General features: G+C 60.3%; 22 protein-coding genes and 1 pseudogene. 15 read left to right on the forward strand and 8 right to left on the reverse strand.

Annotated features, from left to right (window positions below; all coding sequences use genetic code 11):
* Positions 1 to 25 precede the first annotated feature (25 nt).
* A complete protein-coding gene (locus tag F8N66_RS26685) occupies positions 26 to 514 on the forward strand; it encodes an Lrp/AsnC ligand binding domain-containing protein (RefSeq protein ID WP_095194410.1) in 489 nt (162 codons plus the stop codon).
* 79 nt (positions 515 to 593) lie between these two features.
* Here the strand turns inward: F8N66_RS26685 and F8N66_RS26690 are convergent, their stop codons facing one another.
* Positions 594 to 947 carry a YkgJ family cysteine cluster protein gene (locus F8N66_RS26690; protein ID WP_095194411.1) on the reverse strand — a complete coding sequence of 118 codons (354 nt, stop codon included), beginning with the start codon at positions 945 to 947 and terminating at the stop codon, positions 594 to 596.
* 138 nt (positions 948 to 1085) lie between these two features.
* On the opposite strand from F8N66_RS26690, the gene F8N66_RS26695 reads away from it, so the two are divergent.
* Positions 1086 to 2387, forward strand: a complete 1302-nt coding sequence (locus F8N66_RS26695) for an NAD(P)/FAD-dependent oxidoreductase (RefSeq protein ID WP_412070758.1) — start codon at positions 1086 to 1088, stop codon at positions 2385 to 2387.
* Positions 2388 to 2510: 123 nt separating this feature from the next.
* On the opposite strand, the gene F8N66_RS26700 is transcribed toward F8N66_RS26695, so the two are convergent.
* On the reverse strand, positions 2511 to 2753 hold the full coding sequence (locus F8N66_RS26700; protein ID WP_150772992.1) for a DUF1127 domain-containing protein: 243 nt from the start codon (positions 2751 to 2753) through the stop codon (positions 2511 to 2513).
* Positions 2754 to 2932: 179 nt separating this feature from the next.
* Here F8N66_RS26700 and F8N66_RS26705 point away from each other — a divergent pair, with 179 nt between their 5' ends.
* Together F8N66_RS26705 and F8N66_RS26710 are read left to right on the forward strand one after the other, a co-directional pair.
* Entirely contained in the window at positions 2933 to 4366 is a 1434-nt protein-coding gene (locus F8N66_RS26705) for a PLP-dependent aminotransferase family protein (protein WP_150772993.1), read from the forward strand.
* Positions 4367 to 4426: 60 nt separating this feature from the next.
* The gene (locus F8N66_RS26710; protein ID WP_150772994.1) at positions 4427 to 5995 is read left to right on the forward strand and encodes a phospholipase D family protein; all 1569 of its coding nucleotides are present in this window, start codon (positions 4427 to 4429) and stop codon (positions 5993 to 5995) included.
* Between the two features lie 68 nt (positions 5996 to 6063).
* Here the strand turns inward: F8N66_RS26710 and F8N66_RS26715 are convergent, their stop codons facing one another.
* A complete protein-coding gene (locus tag F8N66_RS26715; RefSeq protein ID WP_150772995.1) occupies positions 6064 to 7209 on the reverse strand; it encodes an MFS transporter in 1146 nt (381 codons plus the stop codon).
* A gap of 184 nt (positions 7210 to 7393) precedes the next feature.
* Positions 7394 to 8887, reverse strand: a complete 1494-nt coding sequence (locus F8N66_RS26725; RefSeq protein ID WP_150772996.1) for an aldehyde dehydrogenase — start codon at positions 8885 to 8887, stop codon at positions 7394 to 7396.
* Positions 8888 to 9122: 235 nt separating this feature from the next.
* Here F8N66_RS26725 and F8N66_RS26730 point away from each other — a divergent pair, with 235 nt between their 5' ends.
* The 3 genes from F8N66_RS26730 to F8N66_RS26740 all read left to right on the forward strand — a co-directional run bounded on the left by F8N66_RS26730 (position 9123) and on the right by F8N66_RS26740 (position 10175).
* Positions 9123 to 9485 carry a cupin domain-containing protein gene (locus F8N66_RS26730; protein ID WP_150772997.1) on the forward strand — a complete coding sequence of 121 codons (363 nt, stop codon included), beginning with the start codon at positions 9123 to 9125 and terminating at the stop codon, positions 9483 to 9485.
* 191 nt (positions 9486 to 9676) lie between these two features.
* A complete protein-coding gene (locus F8N66_RS26735; protein WP_150772998.1) occupies positions 9677 to 9889 on the forward strand; it encodes an I78 family peptidase inhibitor in 213 nt (70 codons plus the stop codon).
* Between the two features lie 67 nt (positions 9890 to 9956).
* Positions 9957 to 10175 carry an I78 family peptidase inhibitor gene (locus tag F8N66_RS26740; protein ID WP_150772999.1) on the forward strand — a complete coding sequence of 73 codons (219 nt, stop codon included), beginning with the start codon at positions 9957 to 9959 and terminating at the stop codon, positions 10173 to 10175.
* 94 nt (positions 10176 to 10269) lie between these two features.
* On the opposite strand, the gene rpmG is transcribed toward F8N66_RS26740, so the two are convergent.
* Positions 10270 to 10425 (reverse strand): 50S ribosomal protein L33, encoded by a 156-nt coding sequence (rpmG, locus tag F8N66_RS26745; protein ID WP_003177274.1) that lies wholly within the window; start codon positions 10423 to 10425, stop codon positions 10270 to 10272.
* 11 nt (positions 10426 to 10436) lie between these two features.
* Positions 10437 to 10670: a 50S ribosomal protein L28 gene (rpmB, locus tag F8N66_RS26750; protein WP_034147715.1), complete on the reverse strand. Its 234-nt coding sequence runs from the start codon at positions 10668 to 10670 to the stop codon at positions 10437 to 10439.
* Positions 10671 to 11116: 446 nt separating this feature from the next.
* Between rpmB and F8N66_RS26755 the strand changes: the two genes are divergently transcribed.
* Positions 11117 to 12703, forward strand: a complete 1587-nt coding sequence (locus F8N66_RS26755) for an ABC transporter substrate-binding protein (protein ID WP_150773000.1) — start codon at positions 11117 to 11119, stop codon at positions 12701 to 12703.
* A gap of 119 nt (positions 12704 to 12822) precedes the next feature.
* Here the strand turns inward: F8N66_RS26755 and radC are convergent, their stop codons facing one another.
* Positions 12823 to 13497, reverse strand: coding sequence for a RadC family protein (gene radC, locus F8N66_RS26760; RefSeq protein ID WP_150773001.1), 675 nt, complete (start codon positions 13495 to 13497; stop codon positions 12823 to 12825).
* A 135-nt stretch (positions 13498 to 13632) separates the two neighbouring features.
* On the opposite strand from radC, the gene coaBC reads away from it, so the two are divergent.
* From coaBC to F8N66_RS26800, 7 genes and pseudogenes are all read left to right on the forward strand, one after another.
* On the forward strand, positions 13633 to 14841 hold the full coding sequence (coaBC, locus tag F8N66_RS26765; RefSeq protein ID WP_150773002.1) for a bifunctional phosphopantothenoylcysteine decarboxylase/phosphopantothenate--cysteine ligase CoaBC: 1209 nt from the start codon (positions 13633 to 13635) through the stop codon (positions 14839 to 14841).
* Between the two features lie 5 nt (positions 14842 to 14846).
* The gene (dut, locus tag F8N66_RS26770) at positions 14847 to 15302 is read left to right on the forward strand and encodes a dUTP diphosphatase (RefSeq protein WP_150773003.1); all 456 of its coding nucleotides are present in this window, start codon (positions 14847 to 14849) and stop codon (positions 15300 to 15302) included.
* A 336-nt stretch (positions 15303 to 15638) separates the two neighbouring features.
* Positions 15639 to 17015: pseudogene (locus F8N66_RS26780) on the forward strand (phosphomannomutase/phosphoglucomutase); the annotation flags it as partial.
* 24 nt (positions 17016 to 17039) lie between these two features.
* Positions 17040 to 17945, forward strand: a complete 906-nt coding sequence (gene argB / locus F8N66_RS26785; protein ID WP_150773006.1) for an acetylglutamate kinase — start codon at positions 17040 to 17042, stop codon at positions 17943 to 17945.
* Positions 17946 to 18148: 203 nt separating this feature from the next.
* Positions 18149 to 18406 carry a hypothetical protein gene (locus F8N66_RS26790; protein WP_150773007.1) on the forward strand — a complete coding sequence of 86 codons (258 nt, stop codon included), beginning with the start codon at positions 18149 to 18151 and terminating at the stop codon, positions 18404 to 18406.
* Positions 18407 to 18425: 19 nt separating this feature from the next.
* On the forward strand, positions 18426 to 18998 hold the full coding sequence (locus tag F8N66_RS26795; protein WP_150773008.1) for a hypothetical protein: 573 nt from the start codon (positions 18426 to 18428) through the stop codon (positions 18996 to 18998).
* Entirely contained in the window at positions 18985 to 19368 is a 384-nt protein-coding gene (locus F8N66_RS26800; RefSeq protein WP_150773009.1) for a hypothetical protein, read from the forward strand. Before F8N66_RS26795 ends, F8N66_RS26800 begins: the two co-directional genes overlap by 14 nt.
* 39 nt (positions 19369 to 19407) lie before the next feature.
* Here the strand turns inward: F8N66_RS26800 and pyrE are convergent, their stop codons facing one another.
* On the reverse strand, positions 19408 to 20052 hold the full coding sequence (pyrE, locus tag F8N66_RS26805) for an orotate phosphoribosyltransferase (RefSeq protein ID WP_008047079.1): 645 nt from the start codon (positions 20050 to 20052) through the stop codon (positions 19408 to 19410).
* Positions 20053 to 20095 lie beyond the last annotated feature (43 nt).

A 20095-nucleotide genomic window follows, 5' to 3' on the forward strand; every position in this document is an offset into this window, starting at 1 on the left:
CCCTTTTCACGGAGGCGCATCCCCTATGCGTACCAACACTCAAACCAAACGTGAGCTGGACAAGATCGACCGCAGCATCCTGCGGATCCTGCAAGCGGACGGGCGCATTTCGTTCACCGAGCTTGGGGAAAAGGTCGGGCTCTCGACCACGCCCTGCACCGAGCGGGTCCGGCGCCTTGAGCGCGAAGGGATCATCATGGGCTACAACGCGCGGCTCAACCCGCAGCACCTCAAGGGGAGCCTGCTGGTGTTCGTCGAGATCAGCCTCGACTACAAGTCCGGCGATACTTTCGAGGAATTCCGGCGTGCGGTGCTGAAGTTGCCCCACGTGCTGGAATGCCACCTGGTTTCAGGGGATTTCGACTACCTGGTGAAAGCGCGGATTTCCGAGATGGCCTCGTACCGCAAGCTGCTGGGCGACATCCTGCTCAAGCTGCCCCATGTACGCGAATCCAAGAGCTACATCGTGATGGAAGAGGTGAAGGAAAGTTTGAGTCTGCCGATTCCGGATTGAAAATCAAAAGATCGCAGCCTTCGGCAGCTCCTACATTGGATTGCGTACTTCTGTAGGAGCTGCCGCAGGCTGCGATCTTTCAAACCAGCACCTGCCTATTCGAAGCCATGTACTCAAACACCTGCTTTTCCACCCGCGGATGAATCAATTCCACCGGCCGCCGCCCATTCGGGCACGGCAACGTCTGGGTGGTGCCGAACAACCGGCAGATCAACGGGCGCTCGTCATACACGGTGCAACCGTTCGGCCCAAGATGCACACAGTTGAGTTCGTCCATCGCCGCTTCCTGTTCGGCTCGGGTCTTGCGCGGCAGGCGCGACATTTCTTCCGGCGACGTGGTCACCGGGCCACAGCAGTCATGGCAGCCGGGCACGCACTCGAACGAGGGAATCTGCTGGCGCAGCGTGCGAATTTTCTGACTGTTGCAGCTCATCGAAGCGATTACCGATATCGGAATAGAGTCGAAGTCTGACGCATTAGCCCCGATCCAGACAGCGGCAGCCGACCAATGTTGCCCGTGCGGGAAGGTCCGGCTTATGCTCCGTCAAATTTTCTAGACACAGCAATCAGGATGACGCGCATGAACGCCCCTGCCCAGCACACGGCCTCCTACTACGCCGCCAGCAGCCTGCCGCAGCCGGATTATCCGACGCTCAAAGGTGAAGTGGTGGCCGATGTGTGCGTGGTCGGCGGTGGGTTTTCGGGTCTGAACACGGCACTGGAACTGGCCGAGCGCGGGCTCAGCGTGGTGCTGCTCGAAGCCCGCAAAATCGGCTGGGGCGCCAGCGGTCGCAACGGCGGGCAGTTGATTCGCGGGGTGGGCCACGGGCTCGATCAGTTCGCCAACGTCATCGGCGCCGACGGTGTGCGCCAGATGAAACTCATGGGCCTGGAAGCCGTGGAAATCGTCCGACAGCGGGTCGAGCGTTTCCAGATCCCTTGCGACCTGACCTGGGGTTACTGCGACCTGGCCAACAAGCCCCGCGACCTCGAAGGTTTCGCCGAAGACGCCGCAGAACTGCGCAGCCTCGGTTACCGCTACGAAACCCGCCTGCTGCAACCCCACGAAATGCACACCGTGGTGGGTTCCGATCGCTATGTGGGCGGCCTGATCGACATGGGCTCCGGGCATCTGCACCCGCTGAACCTGGCCTTGGGCGAAGCCGCCGCCGCGCAGCAATTGGGCGCCAAGCTGTTCGAACAATCGGCGGTCACCCGCATCGATTACGGGCCGGAGGTCAAAGTGCATACCGCCCAGGGCACGGTCCGCGCCAAAACCCTGGTACTGGGGTGCAACGCGTACCTCAATGAACTCAATGCCGAGCTGAGCGGCAAAGTGCTTGCGGCCGGCAGTTACATCATCGCCACCGAGCCCTTGAGCGAAGAACTGGCGCACTTGCTGCTGCCGCAAAACATGGCGGTCTGCGATCAGAGGGTGGCGCTGGATTACTACCGACTCTCGGCCGACCGCCGCTTGCTATTCGGCGGCGCCTGCCATTACTCAGGACGGGACCCGAAAGACATCGCGGCCTATATGCGGCCAAAGATGCTGGAGGTCTTTCCGCGATTGGCCGCGGTGAAGATCGATTATCAGTGGGGCGGCATGATCGGCATCGGCGCCAACCGCCTGCCGCAGATTGGCCGGCTCAAGGACCAGCCGAACGTGTATTACGCCCAGGCTTATTCCGGTCACGGGGTGAATGCCACGCATCTGGCCGGCAAGTTGCTGGCCGAGGCCATCAGCGGCCAGCAGAGTGGCGGGTTCGATCTGTTTGCCAGGGTGCCGCACATGACTTTCCCGGGCGGCAGGCATTTGCGTTCGCCACTGTTGGCGTTGGGGATGTTGTGGCATCGGCTTAAAGAGTGGGTCTAAGTCTCCATCAACACCGCCCACCTGTAGGAGCTGCCGAAGGCTGCGATCTTTTGATTTTGATTTCAAAAACAAGATCAAAAGATCGCAGCCTTCGGCAGCTCCTACAGAGGGCGGCGGTTCAACTCAGATCCGCCAAAAGGGCTTGAGCCCCTCCTCCCGCGCCTGCTCCCGGGTCATCCCGATATCCTTGAGCTGCTCCGGCGTCAGCCCCAGCAACGCCTTGCGCGTGTTTAGACGATGCCAGAACAGGTCCCAGCGACTCAGGGATAGCGCTTTGCGCATGGAGCCATGGCGCGCATTGTCCTTTTGCCCTGTCTCCAGTTCCTGACTGTGTAACGTCAGCCGCACATCGCTCAAGCCGTTCATTTTGATTGCTCCTGTTTACTTGGGTAGCCAGAGCTTTCATGATGCGTAAACGGCGAAAAGCATTACAGATCCAACCAAACTGTATTATTTCCATACAGATTTGCCGATCTGATCTCTGAATCCTGAATTTCTGCCCGATCTGTACTGGTTCACCGAAAAACCTCAACCGAGACTGCGCCATGACCCTCTACGTCAACCTCGCCGAACTGCTCGGCACGCGTATCGAACAAGGCTTCTATCGCCCCGGTGACCGACTGCCGTCGGTGCGGGCGCTGAGCATCGAACACGGGGTCAGCCTGAGCACGGTGCAGCAGGCCTATCGTGTGCTGGAAGACAGTGGACTGGCCACGCCAAAGCCCAAGTCCGGGTATTTCGTACCGGTCGGCCGGGAACTGCCGGAGCTGCCCGCCGTGGGCCGCCCGGCGCAGCGGCCGGTGGACATTTCCCAGTGGGATCAGGTGCTGGAGTTGATCCGCGCGGTGCCGCGCAAGGATGTGGTGCAACTGGGCCGAGGCATGCCGGACATCACCACCCCGACCCTCAAGCCCCTGCTGCGTGGCCTGGCGCAACTCAGCCGCCGGCAAGACATGCCGGGCCTGTATTACGACAACATTCACGGGCACCTCGAACTGCGCGAACAGATCGCCCGCCTGATGCTCGATTCCGGGTGCCAGTTGGGCCCCGGCGACCTGGTAGTGACAACCGGTTGTCATGAGGCGCTGTCCACCAGCATCCGCTCGATCTGCAACCCGGGAGACATCGTGGCCGTGGATTCGCCGAGCTTTCATGGTGCCATGCAGACCCTCAAGGGCCTGGGCATGAAAGCCCTGGAAATCCCCACCGACCCCCTCACCGGGATCAGCCTCGACGCCCTCGAACTGGCCCTGGAGCAATGGCCGATCAAGGCCATACAGTTGACCCCCAATTGCAACAACCCGCTGGGCTACATCATGCCGGAGTCGCGCAAGCGCTCGCTGTTGACCCTCGCACAGCGTTTCGACGTGGCGATCATCGAAGACGATGTGTATGGCGAACTGTCCTACACCTATCCGCGCCCTCGCACGATCAAATCCTTCGACGAAGACGGCCGCGTCCTGCTGTGCAGTTCCTTCTCCAAGACCCTCGCCCCCGGCCTGCGCATCGGCTGGGTCGCGCCCGGTCGCTATCTGGAGCGGGTGCTGCACATGAAATACATCAGCACCGGCTCCACCGCGCCACAACCACAGATTGCCATCGCCGAGTTCATCAAGGCCGGTCACTTCGAGCCGCATTTACGGCGGATGCGCACCCAATACCAGCGTAATCGCGACATGATGATCGATTGGGTCACCCGCTATTTTCCCGCTGGCACCCGCGCCAGTCGTCCGCAAGGCAGCTTCATGCTGTGGGTCGAGCTACCGGAAGGCTTCGACACCCTGAAACTGAATCGTGCCTTGCATGACCAGGGCGTACAGATTGCCGTCGGCAGCATCTTTTCCGCCTCGGGCAAGTACCGCAATTGCCTGCGCATGAACTACGCTGCCAAACCAACGGCACAGATCGAAGAGGCCGTGCGCAAGGTCGGCGCTGCCGCCATCAAACTGCTGGCGGAAACCGACGGGCTGAGCGACTGACCTTTCTGCGGAGTCCAGCGTCCATATGCCATCACCTGCCGCCAATCGGAACGATCCCACGTGAGAGTCAGAAAGCCCCTGCTTGCTCTGGTACTACTTGCTTCGTTCCTTGGCGGCTGCGCCAGCCTCGATGTGCAGCGCGAACCGAGCCAGGCACTGCCGGCGAGCGATTCGGCCTTTGGCCGTTCGGTCCAGGCCCAGGCGGCACCCCATGAAGGAAAGTCGGGCTTTCGCCTGCTGTCCGACAGCACCGAGGCTTTCACCGCCCGCGCCGAGCTGATTCGCAACGCGCAAAGCAGCCTCGATTTGCAGTACTACATCGTGCATGACGGCATCAGTACGCGAATGCTGGTCGAGGAGCTGCTCAAGGCTGCCGACCGTGGCGTGCGTGTGCGCATTCTTCTCGACGACACCACCAGCGATGGCCTGGACCGCACCATCGCCACCCTCGCGGCACACCCACACATCCAGATTCGCGTGTTCAACCCCCTGCACCTGGGCCGCAGCACCGGCGTGACGCGCACCATGGGCCGCCTGTTCAATCTGTCCCTGCAACACCGGCGCATGCACAACAAGCTGTGGCTGGCCGACAACAGCATGGCCATCGTCGGCGGACGCAATCTGGGGGACGAATATTTCGATGCCGAGCCTGACCTGAACTTCACCGACATCGACATTCTGGGTGTCGGCCCGGTGGCCGAGCAGCTGGGACACAGTTTCGACCAATACTGGAACAGTGCCCTGAGCAAACCGATCGATGCGTTCGTCTCCAGCAAACCGACCGCCGAGGACCTGGAAAACACCCGGACCCGGCTGGAACAATCCCTGGAGGAATCCCGCCAGCAGAACCATGCGCTCTACCAGCAGCTGATGAAGTTCGCCACCGACCCGCGCCTGGACATCTGGCGCAAGGAGTTGATCTGGGCCTGGAACCAGGCGCTGTGGGATGCACCGAGCAAGGTGCTGGCCAAGGATGAGCCCGACCCGCAGTTGCTGCTGACCACCCAATTGGCGCCTGAACTCAATAGCGTCAGCAAAGAGCTGATCATGGTGTCGGCCTACTTCGTGCCTGGCCAGCCGGGGTTGGTGTACCTGACCGGTCGCGCAGATGCCGGGGTGTCGGTACGGCTGCTGACCAACGCCCTGGAAGCCACGGACGTGCCGGCGGTGCATGGTGGCTATGCACCCTATCGCCGGGCGTTGCTGGAGCATGGCGTGCAGTTGTTTGAGTTGCGTCGCCAGCCCGGCGATGAAAGCGGCAGCGGGCCTCGCCTGTTTTCCACCAAGTCCTATGGCGATTCCGACTCCAGCCTGCACAGCAAGGCGATCATTTTCGACCAGCAGAAATCCTTCATCGGCTCGTTCAACTTTGATCCGCGCTCGACGCTGTGGAATACCGAAGTCGGGGTATTGGTGGACAGCCCGGAGCTCGCTGCCCACGTGCGCGAACTGGCGTTACAGGGTATGGCGCCGCCCCTGAGTTATCAGGTGCGGCTGGAACATGACCAGGTCGTCTGGGTGACCGAAGACGATGGAAAAATGCACACCCTGACCAAAGAACCGGGCAGTTGGTGGCGTCGCTTCAATGCCTGGTTGAGCAACACCGTGGGGCTTGAACGCATGCTTTGAAAAATCGCAGCCCTGACAGAACATCACGTTTCAACTGTAAGAGCTGCCGAAGGCTGCGATCTTTGCTTTCAGGCTGGCTCGGCAACCGCGCCAAACGCCCCCTGACGCGAAACCAGAATCACCAACCCGAACGCCCCTGCCGCCATCAGCAACGGTAACGCGTGCCCGCTGATCCACTGGCTGCCGGCACCGGCGATCAACGGCCCCAGCAGGCATCCGATCCCCCACAGCTGCGCGATGTGCGCATTCGCCCGAACCAGCGCATCGTCGCGATAGCGCTCGCCGATCAGGATCAGCGACAACGTAAACAGACCGCCGGCACTGGCGCCGAACAGCACCCACAACGGCCAGATCAGCAGCGTATCGATCAGCAACGGGATCGCCAGGCTTGATGCCAGCAGGACCATCGCGCAGCCGGTAAACAGCGTACGTCGCGACACCCGATCCGCCAGCGCGCCAATCGGTAATTGCAGCAGGGCATCCCCGACCACTACCGTACTGACCATCGCCAGGGCGATTTCCGTGGTGAAGCCCTGGCGCAGGCAATACACCGGCAACAAGGTCAGGATCATCGCTTCGAACGCCGCAAACAACGAAACGCCCCAGGCAATCGCCGGCAAGCCACGACAGAAGGTCAGCAGGTCGCCGAAGGTCACGCTGCAGGCTTCACTGGCGGGCGCGCCGCTGCGGCCCAGCAACAGGAGCGGTGCCAGCACCAGTAAACCGACGCCAACCCAGAAACCGTAATCGTGATCGGTGCCCAGGACGCCCAGCAGTATCGGCCCGGCCAATTGGCTCAACGCGTAACTGCTGCCGTACAGCGCCACCAGGCGTCCGCGCCACTCCTCGATCACCAATTGATTGATCCAGCTCTCGCCGAGGATGAACACCAGCGTCAGGACCACGCCGATCATCAGGCGCAGCACCAGCCAGATCGGGTAGCTGGGCAACAGCGCCAACAAACCGATGGACAGGGCCCCGCCCCACAAACACAGGCGCATCAGGTTGGCCGTGCCAAGTCGTGCCGCCAGATGGCTGGAGATCTTCGCGCCCAGCAGCACGCCAATGGCCGGCATGGCCGCCATGACGCCGATGGCAAACGACCCGTAGCCCCAGCTCTCCAGCCGAAACGACACCAGCGGCATACTGACGCCCAAGGCCAGGCCGACACTCAAGACAGACGCCAACACGGCGAAATACGTCGCCCAACGCATGTTCCACGCTCCTGTGGATAATTTTTGTGCACCACAAAACACTGTGGGAGCGGGCTTGCTCGCGAAGTGGCCATCACATCCAACATCAATGTTGACTGTTATGGCGCCTTCGCGAGCAAGCCCGCTCCCACAAGGGATCTGCGTCGTTCAGGAGTCCGGCTCGCCACCGGACTCCCTCACTGGCTTACAACTTGATCCAGGTCGCCTTCAGCTCGGTGTACTTGTCGAACGCGTGCAGCGACTTGTCGCGACCGTTGCCGGACTGCTTGAAGCCACCGAACGGTGCCGTCATGTCGCCGCCATCGTACTGGTTGACCCAGACGCTGCCGGCACGCAGTGCCTTGGCGGTCAGGTGAGCCTTGGAGATATCGGCAGTCCACACCGCAGCGGCCAGGCCGTAAGGCGTGTCGTTGGCGATGGCGACGGCTTCTTCGGCGGTGTCGAAGGTGATGACCGACAGCACGGGCCCGAAGATTTCTTCCTGGGCAATTTTCATCGCGTTGCTTACGCCGTCGAAAATCGTCGGCTCGACGTAGGTTCCGCCGGTTTCCTGCAAGGTACGCTTGCCACCGGCCACCAGCTTGGCGCCATCACTGTGACCGGACTCGATGTAGGACAGTACGGTGTTCATCTGCTGGGTATCCACCAGCGCACCGACGTTGGTCGCCGGGTCCAGCGGGTTGCCCGGCTTCCAGGCTTTCAGGGCCTCGATCACCAGCGGCAGGAATGTGTCCTTGATGGAGCGCTCCACCAGCAGGCGCGAGCCGGCGGTGCAGACTTCGCCCTGGTTGAATGCGATGGCGCCGGCAGCGGCCTCGGCTGCCGCTTGCAGGTCCGGTGCATCGGCGAACACGATGTTCGGGCTCTTGCCGCCGGCTTCGAGCCAGACGCGCTTCATGTTCGACTCACCGGAGTAGATCAGCAGTTGCTTGGCGATCTTGGTCGAACCGGTGAACACCAGGGTGTCGACATCGTTGTGCAGGGCCAAGGCCTTGCCGACGGTATGACCGTAACCTGGCAGCACGTTCAGCACGCCTTTCGGAATACCGGCCTCGACGGCCAGCGCGGCGATGCGGATGGCCGTCAGCGGCGATTTTTCCGACGGCTTGAGGATGACCGAGTTACCGGTCGACAGCGCCGGGCCGAGTTTCCAGCAGGCCATCATCAACGGGAAGTTCCACGGCACGATGGCGCCCACCACGCCAACCGGCTCGCGGGTGACCAGGCCCAGCTGATCGTGTGGAGTCGCGGCCACTTCATCGTAAATCTTGTCGATGGCTTCGCCGCTCCAGCTCAGGGCTTGCGCCGCGCCGGGAACGTCGATGTACAGGGAATCGCTGATCGGCTTGCCCATGTCCAGGGTTTCAAGCAGCGCCAGCTCTTCGGCGTGCTGCTTGAGCAGGCCGGCGAAACGGATCATGGTGGATTTGCGCTTGGTCGGCGCCAGTCGCGACCAGACACCGGAGTTGAAGGTGGCGCGAGCGTTTTCCACGGCGCGCTGGGCGTCGGCGGCGTCACAGCTGGCAATCTTGCCCAGCAGACGGCCATCGACCGGGCTGATGCACTCGAAGGTCTCGCCGGAGACGGCATCGGTGTATTCGCCATTGAGGTAAGCGCGGCCTTCGATCTTCAGGTCGCGGGCCTTTTGTTCCCAGTCGGCACGAGTCAGGGTGGTCATACGAGTGTCCTCCTCTTATTGAATACGACACCCGCGTTCTTCGCGGGCGCTGTCAGGAATTCTGCCCGGCCAGCCTGCCTTTCGGCCCAGGGCAACCGCCACCCTAAACCAGCGGCAGGTGAAGTTTCAATATATTTGACATAGCACCGTCAAACGGCCTTGCGATGTGCATTTTAATAAACATAGACTTTGGTGCAATCAACCACTCGCACCGCAATGACGGGGGAATACAACAATGAGCATCCAGAATATCGTCGACTTCAGCCAGGCCACCACCGCCGCCGAGCGCTATCGCCCGGACCCGACCAAAGTGCTCAAGGGCGACCCCGAGCAAGCGGTGTACAACCACTACAACAGCCCTTGCGGCCAATTGAACGCGGGCGTCTGGGAAGGGGCTGTCGGCCAGTGGACGGTGAACTTCACCGAACACGAATATTGCGAAATCGTGCAGGGCGTTTCCGTACTGCGTGACCATGACGGCAACGCGAAGACCCTGCGCGTGGGCGACCGCTTCGTGATTCCCGCAGGCTTCCGTGGCACCTGGGAGGTGCTGGAGCCTTGCCGCAAAATCTATGTGGCGTTTGAACAAAAGGCCTGAAGCCAGGCCAGCGAGCCACCAAAAGCCCATCCCTGGTGATGGGCTTTTTTATGGCCGCGCGATAGGCAAACATCGCGACACAGTCCCATAGGTGATTAATGGCCGACGTTATCCGAGTATTTTCCACGCGTCATCCATGACGGATTGGCGCGAGCACATTCGCTCATTCCACCTAACGCAAGGAAGCCATCATGACCACTGACTTGAAACAACACCTGGAGACTGCGACTCAGTACATCGGCCAACAATACTCCGAAGGTCTGCGTGAAGAACTCGCCAACAAGACCGGCCTGGCGGTACGCCCCCGAGGCACCGGGTTCATCATGACCAAGGACTACAACCCGGCACGTATCAACTTGCTGGTCGAAAACGGAATCATCACCCAGGTGGCCATGGGCAATTGATTTGCCCGTACCCAACACCAAACACCCGATGGTTTACATCGGCCGTTTCACATGCCAAGGAGGCACCATGCCGAACAATCCAGATCAATGCGACGTCTCGGTCGCTCAGTACACCCTCGGCCAGAAATGCACACCCGAGTTGCTCGAAGAAGTTCGCGCCCTGGCCAACGGAGCCCCCGTGCGGGCCACCGGGCCAACGTATCCCTCGACTTTCGACCGGCGCCCGCGACGCATCAATCTGCACACCAATGCCGACCGAATCATCATCAGCATCCACTGCGGCTGAACCGCGTCGCGCTAACGAAAGACCTTGATCAGCGCGCAACAAAAAAGGCCCGTATCTCGCGATACGGGCCTTTTTCGTAAGAGGGAAAAATCAATTACTTGATTTTGCCTTCTTTGTAGATCACGTGCTTGCGAACAACCGGATCATATTTCTTGATCTCGATTTTGTCCGGGGTAGTACGCTTGTTCTTGTCGGTAGTGTAGAAGTGACCAGTACCGGCGCTCGAAATCAAACGAATCAATTCACGCATGATTAGCTCCCTTAGATCTTGCCGGCTTTGCGGATTTCGGCCAGCACGGCAGTGATGCCACGCTTGTCGATGATACGCATGCCTTTGGCAGATACGCGCAGACGCACGAAACGTTTCTCTTCTTCAACCCAGAAGCGGTGATGCTGCAGGTTCGGCAGGAAACGACGACGGGTTTTGTTGTTTGCGTGGGAAATGTTATTCCCAGTCACCGGACCCTTACCGGTAACTTGACAGACTCTAGACATGCCTCAGCCCTCTAAAACCACATGCCCAACCCGGCATGGGTTGGCCGCTTAATCTCTCAGTCATTTGGCGCCAGGCGCCGCGTTTCTTTAGGGGTCTTACCGGTTACACCTACAAGCGAAGGAACCGGGCCCCTAGAAAAGAGCGCTGCTTTATACCAGAAAGACTAGAGAGCAACAACATTCGCTGTGCGTTGAGTTGATAAAAACCCCACTTTTCGCGCGTCAGGCGCTTTGGATAAGGGCTGTCGTCGATTTCGACCGCTCGTCGCAGAGAATCTGCCCGACACCCAAACCCAGGGGTTTTCCACCCGAGCACAGCAAAATCAATCGCCTATAGTCCACGCAAAATGAAAAAGGGGATAGTCATTTGCAAAAGAGCCTACTAGGGTAAGCCCTTTCCAGACTGCACTTGCAGATGGGCCTTCGATCTGTAAAGGAATCCGACCATGCGCCTCGCTGCCCTACCGTTGTTGCTCGCCCCACTTCTGCTCAGCCCACAGGCTATGGCGGCCGCCCTGAGCGTCTGCACCGAGGCCAGCCCCGAAGGTTTCGACGTGGTGCAATACAACTCGCTGACCACCACCAACGCCTCGGCGGACGTGCTGATGAATCGCCTGGTGGACTTCGACACGGCCAGCGGCAAAGTGGTCGCCAGCCTCGCCGACAGCTGGGAAGTCAGCCCTGATGGCCTGACCTATGTGTTCAAGCTGCACCCGAAGGTGAAATTCCACGGCACCGACTACTTCAGCCCGACGCGCGAAATGACTGCCGAAGACGTCAAGTTCAGCTTCGACCGCATGCTCGATCCGGCCAACCCGTGGCACAAAGTCGCCCAAAGTGGCTTCCCGCATGCGCAATCCATGCAGTTGCCGGCGCTGATCAAGAAAATCGATGCCCTCGACCCATTGACCGTGCGCTTTACCCTCGATCACCCGGACTCGACGTTCCTCGCGACGTTGAGCATGGGCTTCGCCTCGATCTATTCGGCTGAATATGCCGACAAATTATTGAAGGCCGGCACCCCGGAGAAGCTCAACAGCCAGCCGATCGGCAGCGGCCCGTTTGTGTTCACCCGCTTCCAGAAGGACGCGTCGATCCGCTACAAGGCCAACCCAGACTACTTCGGCGGCAAGCCATCGGTGGACCCGCTGATCTTCGCGATCACCCCGGACGCCAACGTGCGCCTGCAGAAGTTGCGCCGCAACGAATGCCAGATCGCCCTGTCGCCCAAGCCCCTGGACGTGCAGGCCGCGCTGAAAGAACCGACCTTGAAAGTGGAAAAGACTGACGCGTTCATGACGGCATTTGTTGGCATCAACAGCCAACATCCACCTCTGGACAAGCCTGAAGTGCGCCAGGCGATCAACCTCGCCTTCGACAAGGCCAATTACGTCAAGGCCGTGTTCGAAGACACCGCCGAGCCCGCCAACGGACCGTACCCGCCAAACACCTGGAGCTACGCCAAAAGCCTGCCGGGCTATCCCCACGACGTGGAAAAAGCCAAGGCGCTGATGGCCAAGGCCGGGCTCAAGGACGGCTTCCAGACCACCATCTGGACCCGCCCGTCGGGCAGCCTGCTGAACCCGAACCCGAGCCTTGGCGCCCAGCTGTTGCAGGCCGACCTCGCGGAAATCGGCATACAGGCCGAAATTCGCGTGATCGAATGGGGCGAGCTGATTCGCCGCGCCAAGGCTGGCGAGCATGACTTGCTGTTCATGGGCTGGGCCGGTGACAACGGTGACCCGGACAACTTCCTCACACCGCAATTCTCCTGCGCCGCGGTCAAGTCCGGCACTAACTTCGCCCGCTACTGCAACCAGGACCTGGACAAGCTCATCAGCGCCGGCAAGACCACCGGCGAACAAGGCGTGCGTACCAAACTCTACGAACAGGCACAAACGCAGATCCAGCAACAGGCGCTGTGGCTACCCCTGGCCCACCCGACCGCTTTTGCGCTGACGCGCAAGGATGTCGAGGGTTATTCGGTCAGCCCGTTCGGTCGCCAGGATTACTCCAAAGTGACCCTGAAATAAGCGACTGAAACCCTGTAGGAGCGAGCCCTGCTCGCGATGGACTTCAACGATGACGATGGCTGCCTGAATGAACGCGGTGTCCATACAACCATCGCGAGCAAGCTCGCTCCTACAATGATTCACATCCAGCCGTACTCCGCCATCGACAGCGGATCGCCGTCACCGATGATGAAATGGTCGAGTACCCGCACATCAATCAGCTCCAGCGCCTTTTGCAGGCGCTTGGTCAACACCCGGTCTGCCTGGCTTGGATCCGAGTTGCCTGACGGGTGGTTGTGGCAGAGGATCAGGGCCGCGGCGTTATGCGCCAAGGCGCGCTTGACCACCTCCCGCGGATGCACGCTGGTGTTGTCGATGGAGCCGCGAAACAGCGCTTCAAACCCCAACACCTGATGTTTTGAATCGAGGAACAGGCAGCCGAACACCTCATGAGGTTCGTGGCGCAGCATCGATTTCAGGTATTCGCGAACCGCGTGCGGATTTTCCAGTACGGATCTGTGGCGCAGGCGCTCGGCCAGATGCCGGCGCCCCATTTCCAGCACGGCCTGCAACTGCGCGAACTTTGCCGGCCCCAAACCCAAATGACCGCTGAACGTCAGCTGGTCAGCCTCCAGCAGCGATCGCAAACTGCCGAATTGGCCGAGCAGATAACGCGCCAGGTCCACGGCGCTTTTGCCGGACACACCGGTTCGTAGAAAGATCGCCAGCAACTCGGCGTCCGAAAGGCTCGCCGATCCCTGCTCAAGAAGCTTCTCCCGCGGGCGTTCAGCCGCAGGCCAATCGCGAATACTCATAGCACTTCCCTGTCTGTGGGCGCCGCTGTTCCGTCGCGGTCGCTGTGATATCGTAGCCCATCTTTTTTGCGAGCGATTTCACTCCTGGGGAGGGGGTATCGCCACGCAGTCACTAACGAATTGAAAGGCAGGCCTATGCAGCGGCTGTATCGGAAACGCATTGTTCTGGGCGTCGGCGGCGGCATTGCTGCCTACAAGAGCGCCGATCTGGTTCGCCGCCTGATGGACCAGGGCGCCGAAGTGCGCGTGGTCATGACCCGTGGCGGTGCCGAGTTCATCACCCCTCTGACCATGCAGGCCCTGTCCGGGCACCCTGTGCACCTGGACCTGCTGGACCCGGCGGCCGAAGCGGCCATGGGTCATATCGAGCTGGCCAAGTGGGCTGACCTGGTGCTGATCGCCCCCGCCACCGCAGACTTGATCGCCCGGCTGGCCCAAGGCATTGCCGATGACCTGCTGACCACGCTGGTGCTGGCCACCGATGCGGTGGTCGCCGTTGCCCCGGCGATGAACCAGGCCATGTGGCGCGATCCGGCCACCCAGGCCAACCTGCAAACCCTAGAAAGCCGCGACCTCAAGGTCTTCGGCCCAGCCTCCGGCAGCCAGGCCTGCGGCGACGTTGGCCTGGGTCGTATGCTCGAAGCTACCGACCTGGCGCAACTGGCCGCGGATTGCTTCAAGCGCCAGGCGCTGACCGGCAAACACGTGCTGATCACCGCCGGTCCGACCCAGGAAAACATCGACCCGGTGCGCTACATCACCAATCACAGCTCCGGAAAAATGGGCTTCGCCCTGGCCGAAGCCGCCGTGGAAGCCGGCGCCCGCGTGACGCTGATCACCGGCCCGGTGCACCTGCCGACCCCGGATCGCGTCACTCGCATCGATGTGGTCAGTGCCCGTGACATGCTCGCCGCCTGTGAAGCCGCGATCCCCTGCGACCTGTTCATCGCCTCGGCAGCGGTCGCGGACTACAGACCGGAAGTCGTCGCACCCCAGAAACTCAAGAAAGATCCTACGAACGGCGACGGCTTGTTGCTACAAATGGTGCGCAACCCGGATATCCTGGCCAGCATCGCCACGCGCCCCGACCGTCCATTCAGTGTCGGTTTCGCCGCCGAAACCGAACACCTGCTCGACTACGCCGCCCGCAAGCTGAAAGACAAGAATCTCGACTTGATCGTCGCCAACGACGTTGCCAACCCGAGCATCGGCTTCAATAGCGAAGAGAACGCCTGCAGCGTGATCGACCGCCAGCTACACGCCACACTTTTCGCCCAGACCAGCAAGAGCAAGATTGCTCGCCAGCTGATCACTTTCATCGCTGAACGACTGAACCAGGTTTAATTTACATGCACGCTTTGCAAGCCAAGATCCTCGACCCTCGCATCGGTACCGAATTCCCGCTGCCACAGTACGCCACCCCAGGCTCCGCCGGCCTCGACCTGCGTGCCATGCTGGAAAATGACATCGTGATCAAACCGGGCGAGACCGTGCTGATCCCCACCGGGCTGTCGGTCTATATCGGTGACCCGAATCTCGCGGCGCTGATCCTGCCACGCTCCGGCCTGGGCCATAAGCACGGCATCGTGCTGGGCAACCTGGTCGGCCTGATCGACTCGGACTACCAGGGCCCACTGATGGTTTCGTGCTGGAACCGCGGCCAGACCGACTTCACCATGACGGTTGGCGAACGCCTGGCCCAGCTGGTGTTGGTGCCGGTGGTTCAAGCACATTTCGAGATGGTCGAGGAGTTTGTCGAGACCCAGCGCGGCACCGGTGGCTTCGGCCATTCCGGCAGCAACTGATCCGGTAGAGACGCCCTCCCCTGCAGGAGCTGCCGAAGGCTGCGGTCTTTTGATTTTTCAAGATCAAAAGATCGCAGCCTTCGGCAGCTCCTACAGAAAACGAGCGCCCTCACCACGCAATGTGCAGGCCCATCTGCAAGGCGTAGCGCGGAAAATCAAGGCCTTGGATGAGCCAAGCCACGTCGGATGCTGCGTCATGGCCCTTTCACACCACGAACTCTGCGCGGAAAACGCCGTCATACTTTCCAGTTTGAGCCTGCCGATGAGTGATTCGCAGCCAGGTCCAGTCACTTTCAAGATGGAGCATTTCCACAGATGACCACCCCCGCCCGCGTCGCCCCCAAGTTCCCCGACAGCATTTTCCGCGCCTATGACATACGCGGCACTGTCCCGGAATTCCTGAACGCTGAAACCGCTTACTGGCTCGGTCGCGCCATCGGTGCCCAGAGCCTGTCCCAAGGCGAACCCAACGTATCCGTTGGCCGTGACGGGCGCCTGTCCGGCCCTGAACTGGTCGAGCAATTGATCCAGGGCCTGGCCGACAGCGGCTGCCACGTCAGCGACGTCGGCCTGGTGCCAACCCCGGCGCTGTACTACGCCGCCAACGTACTTGCCGGTAAATCCGGTGTAATGCTGACCGGTAGCCACAACCCGTCGAACTACAACGGCTTCAAGATCGTCATCGCGGGCGACACCCTGGCCAACGAACAGATCCAGGCCCTGCACGACCGCCTCAAGAGCAACGACCTGAGCAGCGGCGAAGGCAGCATCACCCAGGTCGAGATCCTCGACCGCTACACCACTGAAATCGTCCAGGACATCAAACTGGCCCGACGCCTGAAAGTCGTGGTGGACTGCGGCAACGGCGCGGCCGGTGTGATTGCCCCGCAACTGATCGAAGCGCTCAACTGCGAAGTCATCCCGCTGTTCTGCGAAGTCGACGGCAATTTCCCGAACCACCACCCGGACCCGGGCAAGCCTGAAAACCTCGTCGACCTGATCGACAAGGTCAAGGAAACCAACGCCGACATCGGCCTGGCCTTTGACGGCGACGGCGACCGCGTAGGCGTGGTGACCAACACCGGCAGCATCGTCTTCCCCGATCGCCTGCTGATGCTGTTTGCCCGCGACGTGGTGGCGCGCAACCCGGACGCGGAAATCATCTTCGACGTCAAATGCACCCGCCGCCTGACCCCGCTGATCAAGGAATACGGTGGTCGCCCGCTCATGTGGAAGACCGGTCATTCGTTGATCAAAAAGAAAATGAAACAGTCCGGCGCGCTGCTGGCCGGTGAAATGAGCGGGCACATCTTCTTCAAGGAGCGCTGGTTCGGTTTCGACGACGGCATTTACAGCGCCGCGCGGTTGCTGGAGATCCTCAGCAAGGAAAAATCCACCGCCGAAGAGCTCTTCGAGACCTTCCCGAACGATATTTCTACGCCGGAAATCAATATCCATGTGACCGAAGAGAGCAAATTCAGCATCATTGATGCATTGCACGACGCACAATGGGGCGAAGGCGCCGACCTGACCACCATTGACGGCGTGCGAGTCGACTACGCCAAAGGCTGGGGCCTGGTTCGCGCCTCCAACACCACGCCGGTGCTGGTGCTGCGCTTCGAGGCCGATGACGAGGCTGAATTGCAGCGCATCAAGGACGTCTTCCATGTCCAGTTGAAGCGTGTTGCACCTGATCTCCAACTACCGTTTTGATTTCTTGAAGCACCGGAGCCCTGAATGACCCTCGAACGCGATGCCGCCGCTAATACCGCCAAGGTCCTGTCCGAAGCGCTGCCTTACATTCGCCGCTATGTCGGCAAGACACTGGTGATCAAATACGGCGGCAACGCGATGGAAAGCGAGGAGCTGAAAACCGGCTTCGCCCGCGACATCGTTTTGATGAAAGCCGTCGGCATCAACCCGGTGGTGGTTCACGGTGGCGGTCCGCAAATCGGTGATCTGCTCAAGCGCCTGTCGATCGAAAGCCACTTTGTCGATGGCATGCGCGTCACCGACGCCGCGACCATGGACGTGGTGGAAATGGTCCTCGGTGGCCAGGTCAACAAGGACATCGTCAACCTGATCAACCGTCACGGCGGCAGCGCCATCGGCCTGACCGGTAAAGACGCCGAGCTGATTCGTGCGAAGAAGCTCACCGTCACCCGCCAGACACCGGAGATGACCCAGCCGGAAATCATCGACATCGGCCACGTCGGCGAAGTGGTCGGGATCAACACCGACCTGCTGAACCTGCTGGTCAAGGGCGATTTCATCCCGGTGATCGCGCCTATCGGCGTCGGCGCCAACGGCGAGTCGTACAACATCAACGCTGACCTGGTGGCCGGTAAAGTGGCCGAAGCATTGAAAGCCGAGAAGCTGATGCTACTGACCAACATCGCCGGCCTGATGGACAAGTCGGGCACGGTCCTGACCGGCCTGAGCACCCAGCAGGTCGACGATCTGATCGCCGACGGCACCATCTACGGCGGCATGCTGCCGAAGATCCGTTGCGCGCTGGAAGCGGTCCAGGGTGGCGTGGGCAGCTCGCTGATCATCGACGGACGCGTACCGAACGCGATCCTGCTGGAGATTTTCACCGACACCGGCGTGGGCACCCTGATCAGCAACCGCAAGCGTCACTGATTCAAAACCTTAAAGAGATCGCCGCCTTCGGCCACTCCTGCGACAGATGATTTTTCGGATGTACGAAATGTCTGTAGGAGCTGACGAAATCGGCGATCTTTTTTATGCGCGCAGGAAATGCCTGACTCAACTAAGCGAAACGTCTGACATCGCAAAGGAATCAATCTGCATAGGATCGTCTCCGTATCCACAGGAGACTTACCATGCAAAAAGACTACGTCCCTTACGGCAGCGATGTTTCAGCGGGCACCTATGCCTGCGTCGACTGCGGTCACGAGTATTCGAACCAGGCCAAGACGTCGATGCCCCCTTGCCCGCAACTGCGCAAAACCGCGCACACCCGTCATGGCTGGAAAATCCTGACCGGCCAGGGCGATGCAGTAAAAGATCCGTATCCGAACGCCGACAAACCGGTCGAGCGTAAAAAAGCCGAGACCGCTGTTCCTGCCAGCAAAAAATGACCTCGGGAGTGATTGAGCCATGCAGATCTCGTTCACGATAGACGCCGAGACTTTCGAGCAGGAGCAAAAGGAGCCGGTCAAAAAGACCTTGCGCATTTCTGACCCTGAAATTGCCCACGCCCTTCAGCGTATTGCCAAGGCCAGTTTGACCGAATACTTGAAGATGCTGGTCGAAGGCGGCATGCCGAGCAGGGCCGACGAGGCGAAGCAGGATCGCTTGCTGTATCTGATTCAGAGTTACTTCGGGCAAACATTGCCGACCGAATCGCAGATATCGACCATTTTCCAGCTGACCCAAAGCCAGAGCAAAACCCTGCTGAAAAACACGGTCTCACGCTTCCGCAATCAACTGGATGACATTCTGCAACACAGCATGCGGACCGTTATCGAGTCAGCCGAACACGCGCAGACGGTGTACCTCGTGGTCATCAGCTCGGATGTGATCCGTGATGAGCTGAACATGCTGATCACCCAAAACCAGCCGACCTTCAAACCCATCATCAAGCGCAAAGGCAGCGCCGGCCAGTTCGAGATCAGCGAGGACTCCCACGCCCTGCTGTGCCAGACGCTTGGCCTCAATGCCGTTGAGTGACGTCGTCGCGGTCAGCGGCTTGCTGCTGACCTTGACCACCTTCCTGTTCAACCTGGCCTGGCCAAAGTTGCAAGCAGCCCTGGAGCTGGACGAAAAACAACCAGGTCCGCTCGCCAGAAAGCGCAGCCGGAAACAAGTGATCACTGCTTTTTTCAGCCGTGCATTGCCGTTGACAGCCACCTTTGTGGCGCTGTTTTACGTCAACCTGCCGGCAACGGTGCGGATCATGCGCGGCAGCAGGCTGGACCTGTGGGACTTCGATGTGGGTCTGACGCTTTATGTACTGGTGGACTACGCACTTCTGGCCTTTGCACTGCTCAACGTTTGGCTGACCGCGCGGCTCATCGTCAAATGGCGCCATCTGCGCTGAATGCCGGCAAAAAAAGGCCCTGTAAACAGGGCCTTCTCATCAGACGCCGAACTGTGCCCGATAGGCTTCCACCGCCGGCAAATGCTGCTTGAGCTGCGGATCGTCAGCCAGGAATTCGAGTACCTGGTTCAACGAAACAATGCTGATCACCGGGATCCCGAAGTCGCGCTCCACTTCCTGGATCGCCGACAACTCACCGTTGCCGCGCTCCTGACGGTTCAGGGCGATAAGTACACCGGCTGCCTTGGCGCCGTCCTGGGAAGCGATGATTTGCATCACTTCGCGAATGGCGGTGCCCGCGGTAATTACATCGTCGATGATCAGCACGTCGCCGGTCAGCGGTGCGCCAACCAGACTGCCGCCTTCACCGTGGGCCTTGGCTTCCTTGCGGTTGAAGCACCATGGCAGATCACGGTTGTGATGTTCGGCCAGCGCCACGGCGGTGGTTGCCGCCAGAGGGATGCCCTTGTAGGCCGGGCCGAACAACACGTCGAACGCAATACCGCTCTCGGCAATGGCTGCGGCGTAGAAACGCCCCAGCTGCGCCAGGGCCGAACCCGAGTTGAACAGGCCCGCATTGAAGAAGTAAGGACTGGTGCGCCCGGACTTCAGGGTGAACTCACCGAAGCGCAAAACGCCGCGATCGATGGCAAAACGAATGAAATCGCGCTGATACGCTTGCATGAAAAAAACCCCAAATACCACGGATTTAGCTAATTAGCTTGAC

The sequence above is a fragment of the Pseudomonas fluorescens genome (assembly GCF_902498195.1).
GTDB classification, from domain to species: domain Bacteria; phylum Pseudomonadota; class Gammaproteobacteria; order Pseudomonadales; family Pseudomonadaceae; genus Aquipseudomonas; species Aquipseudomonas fluorescens_BU.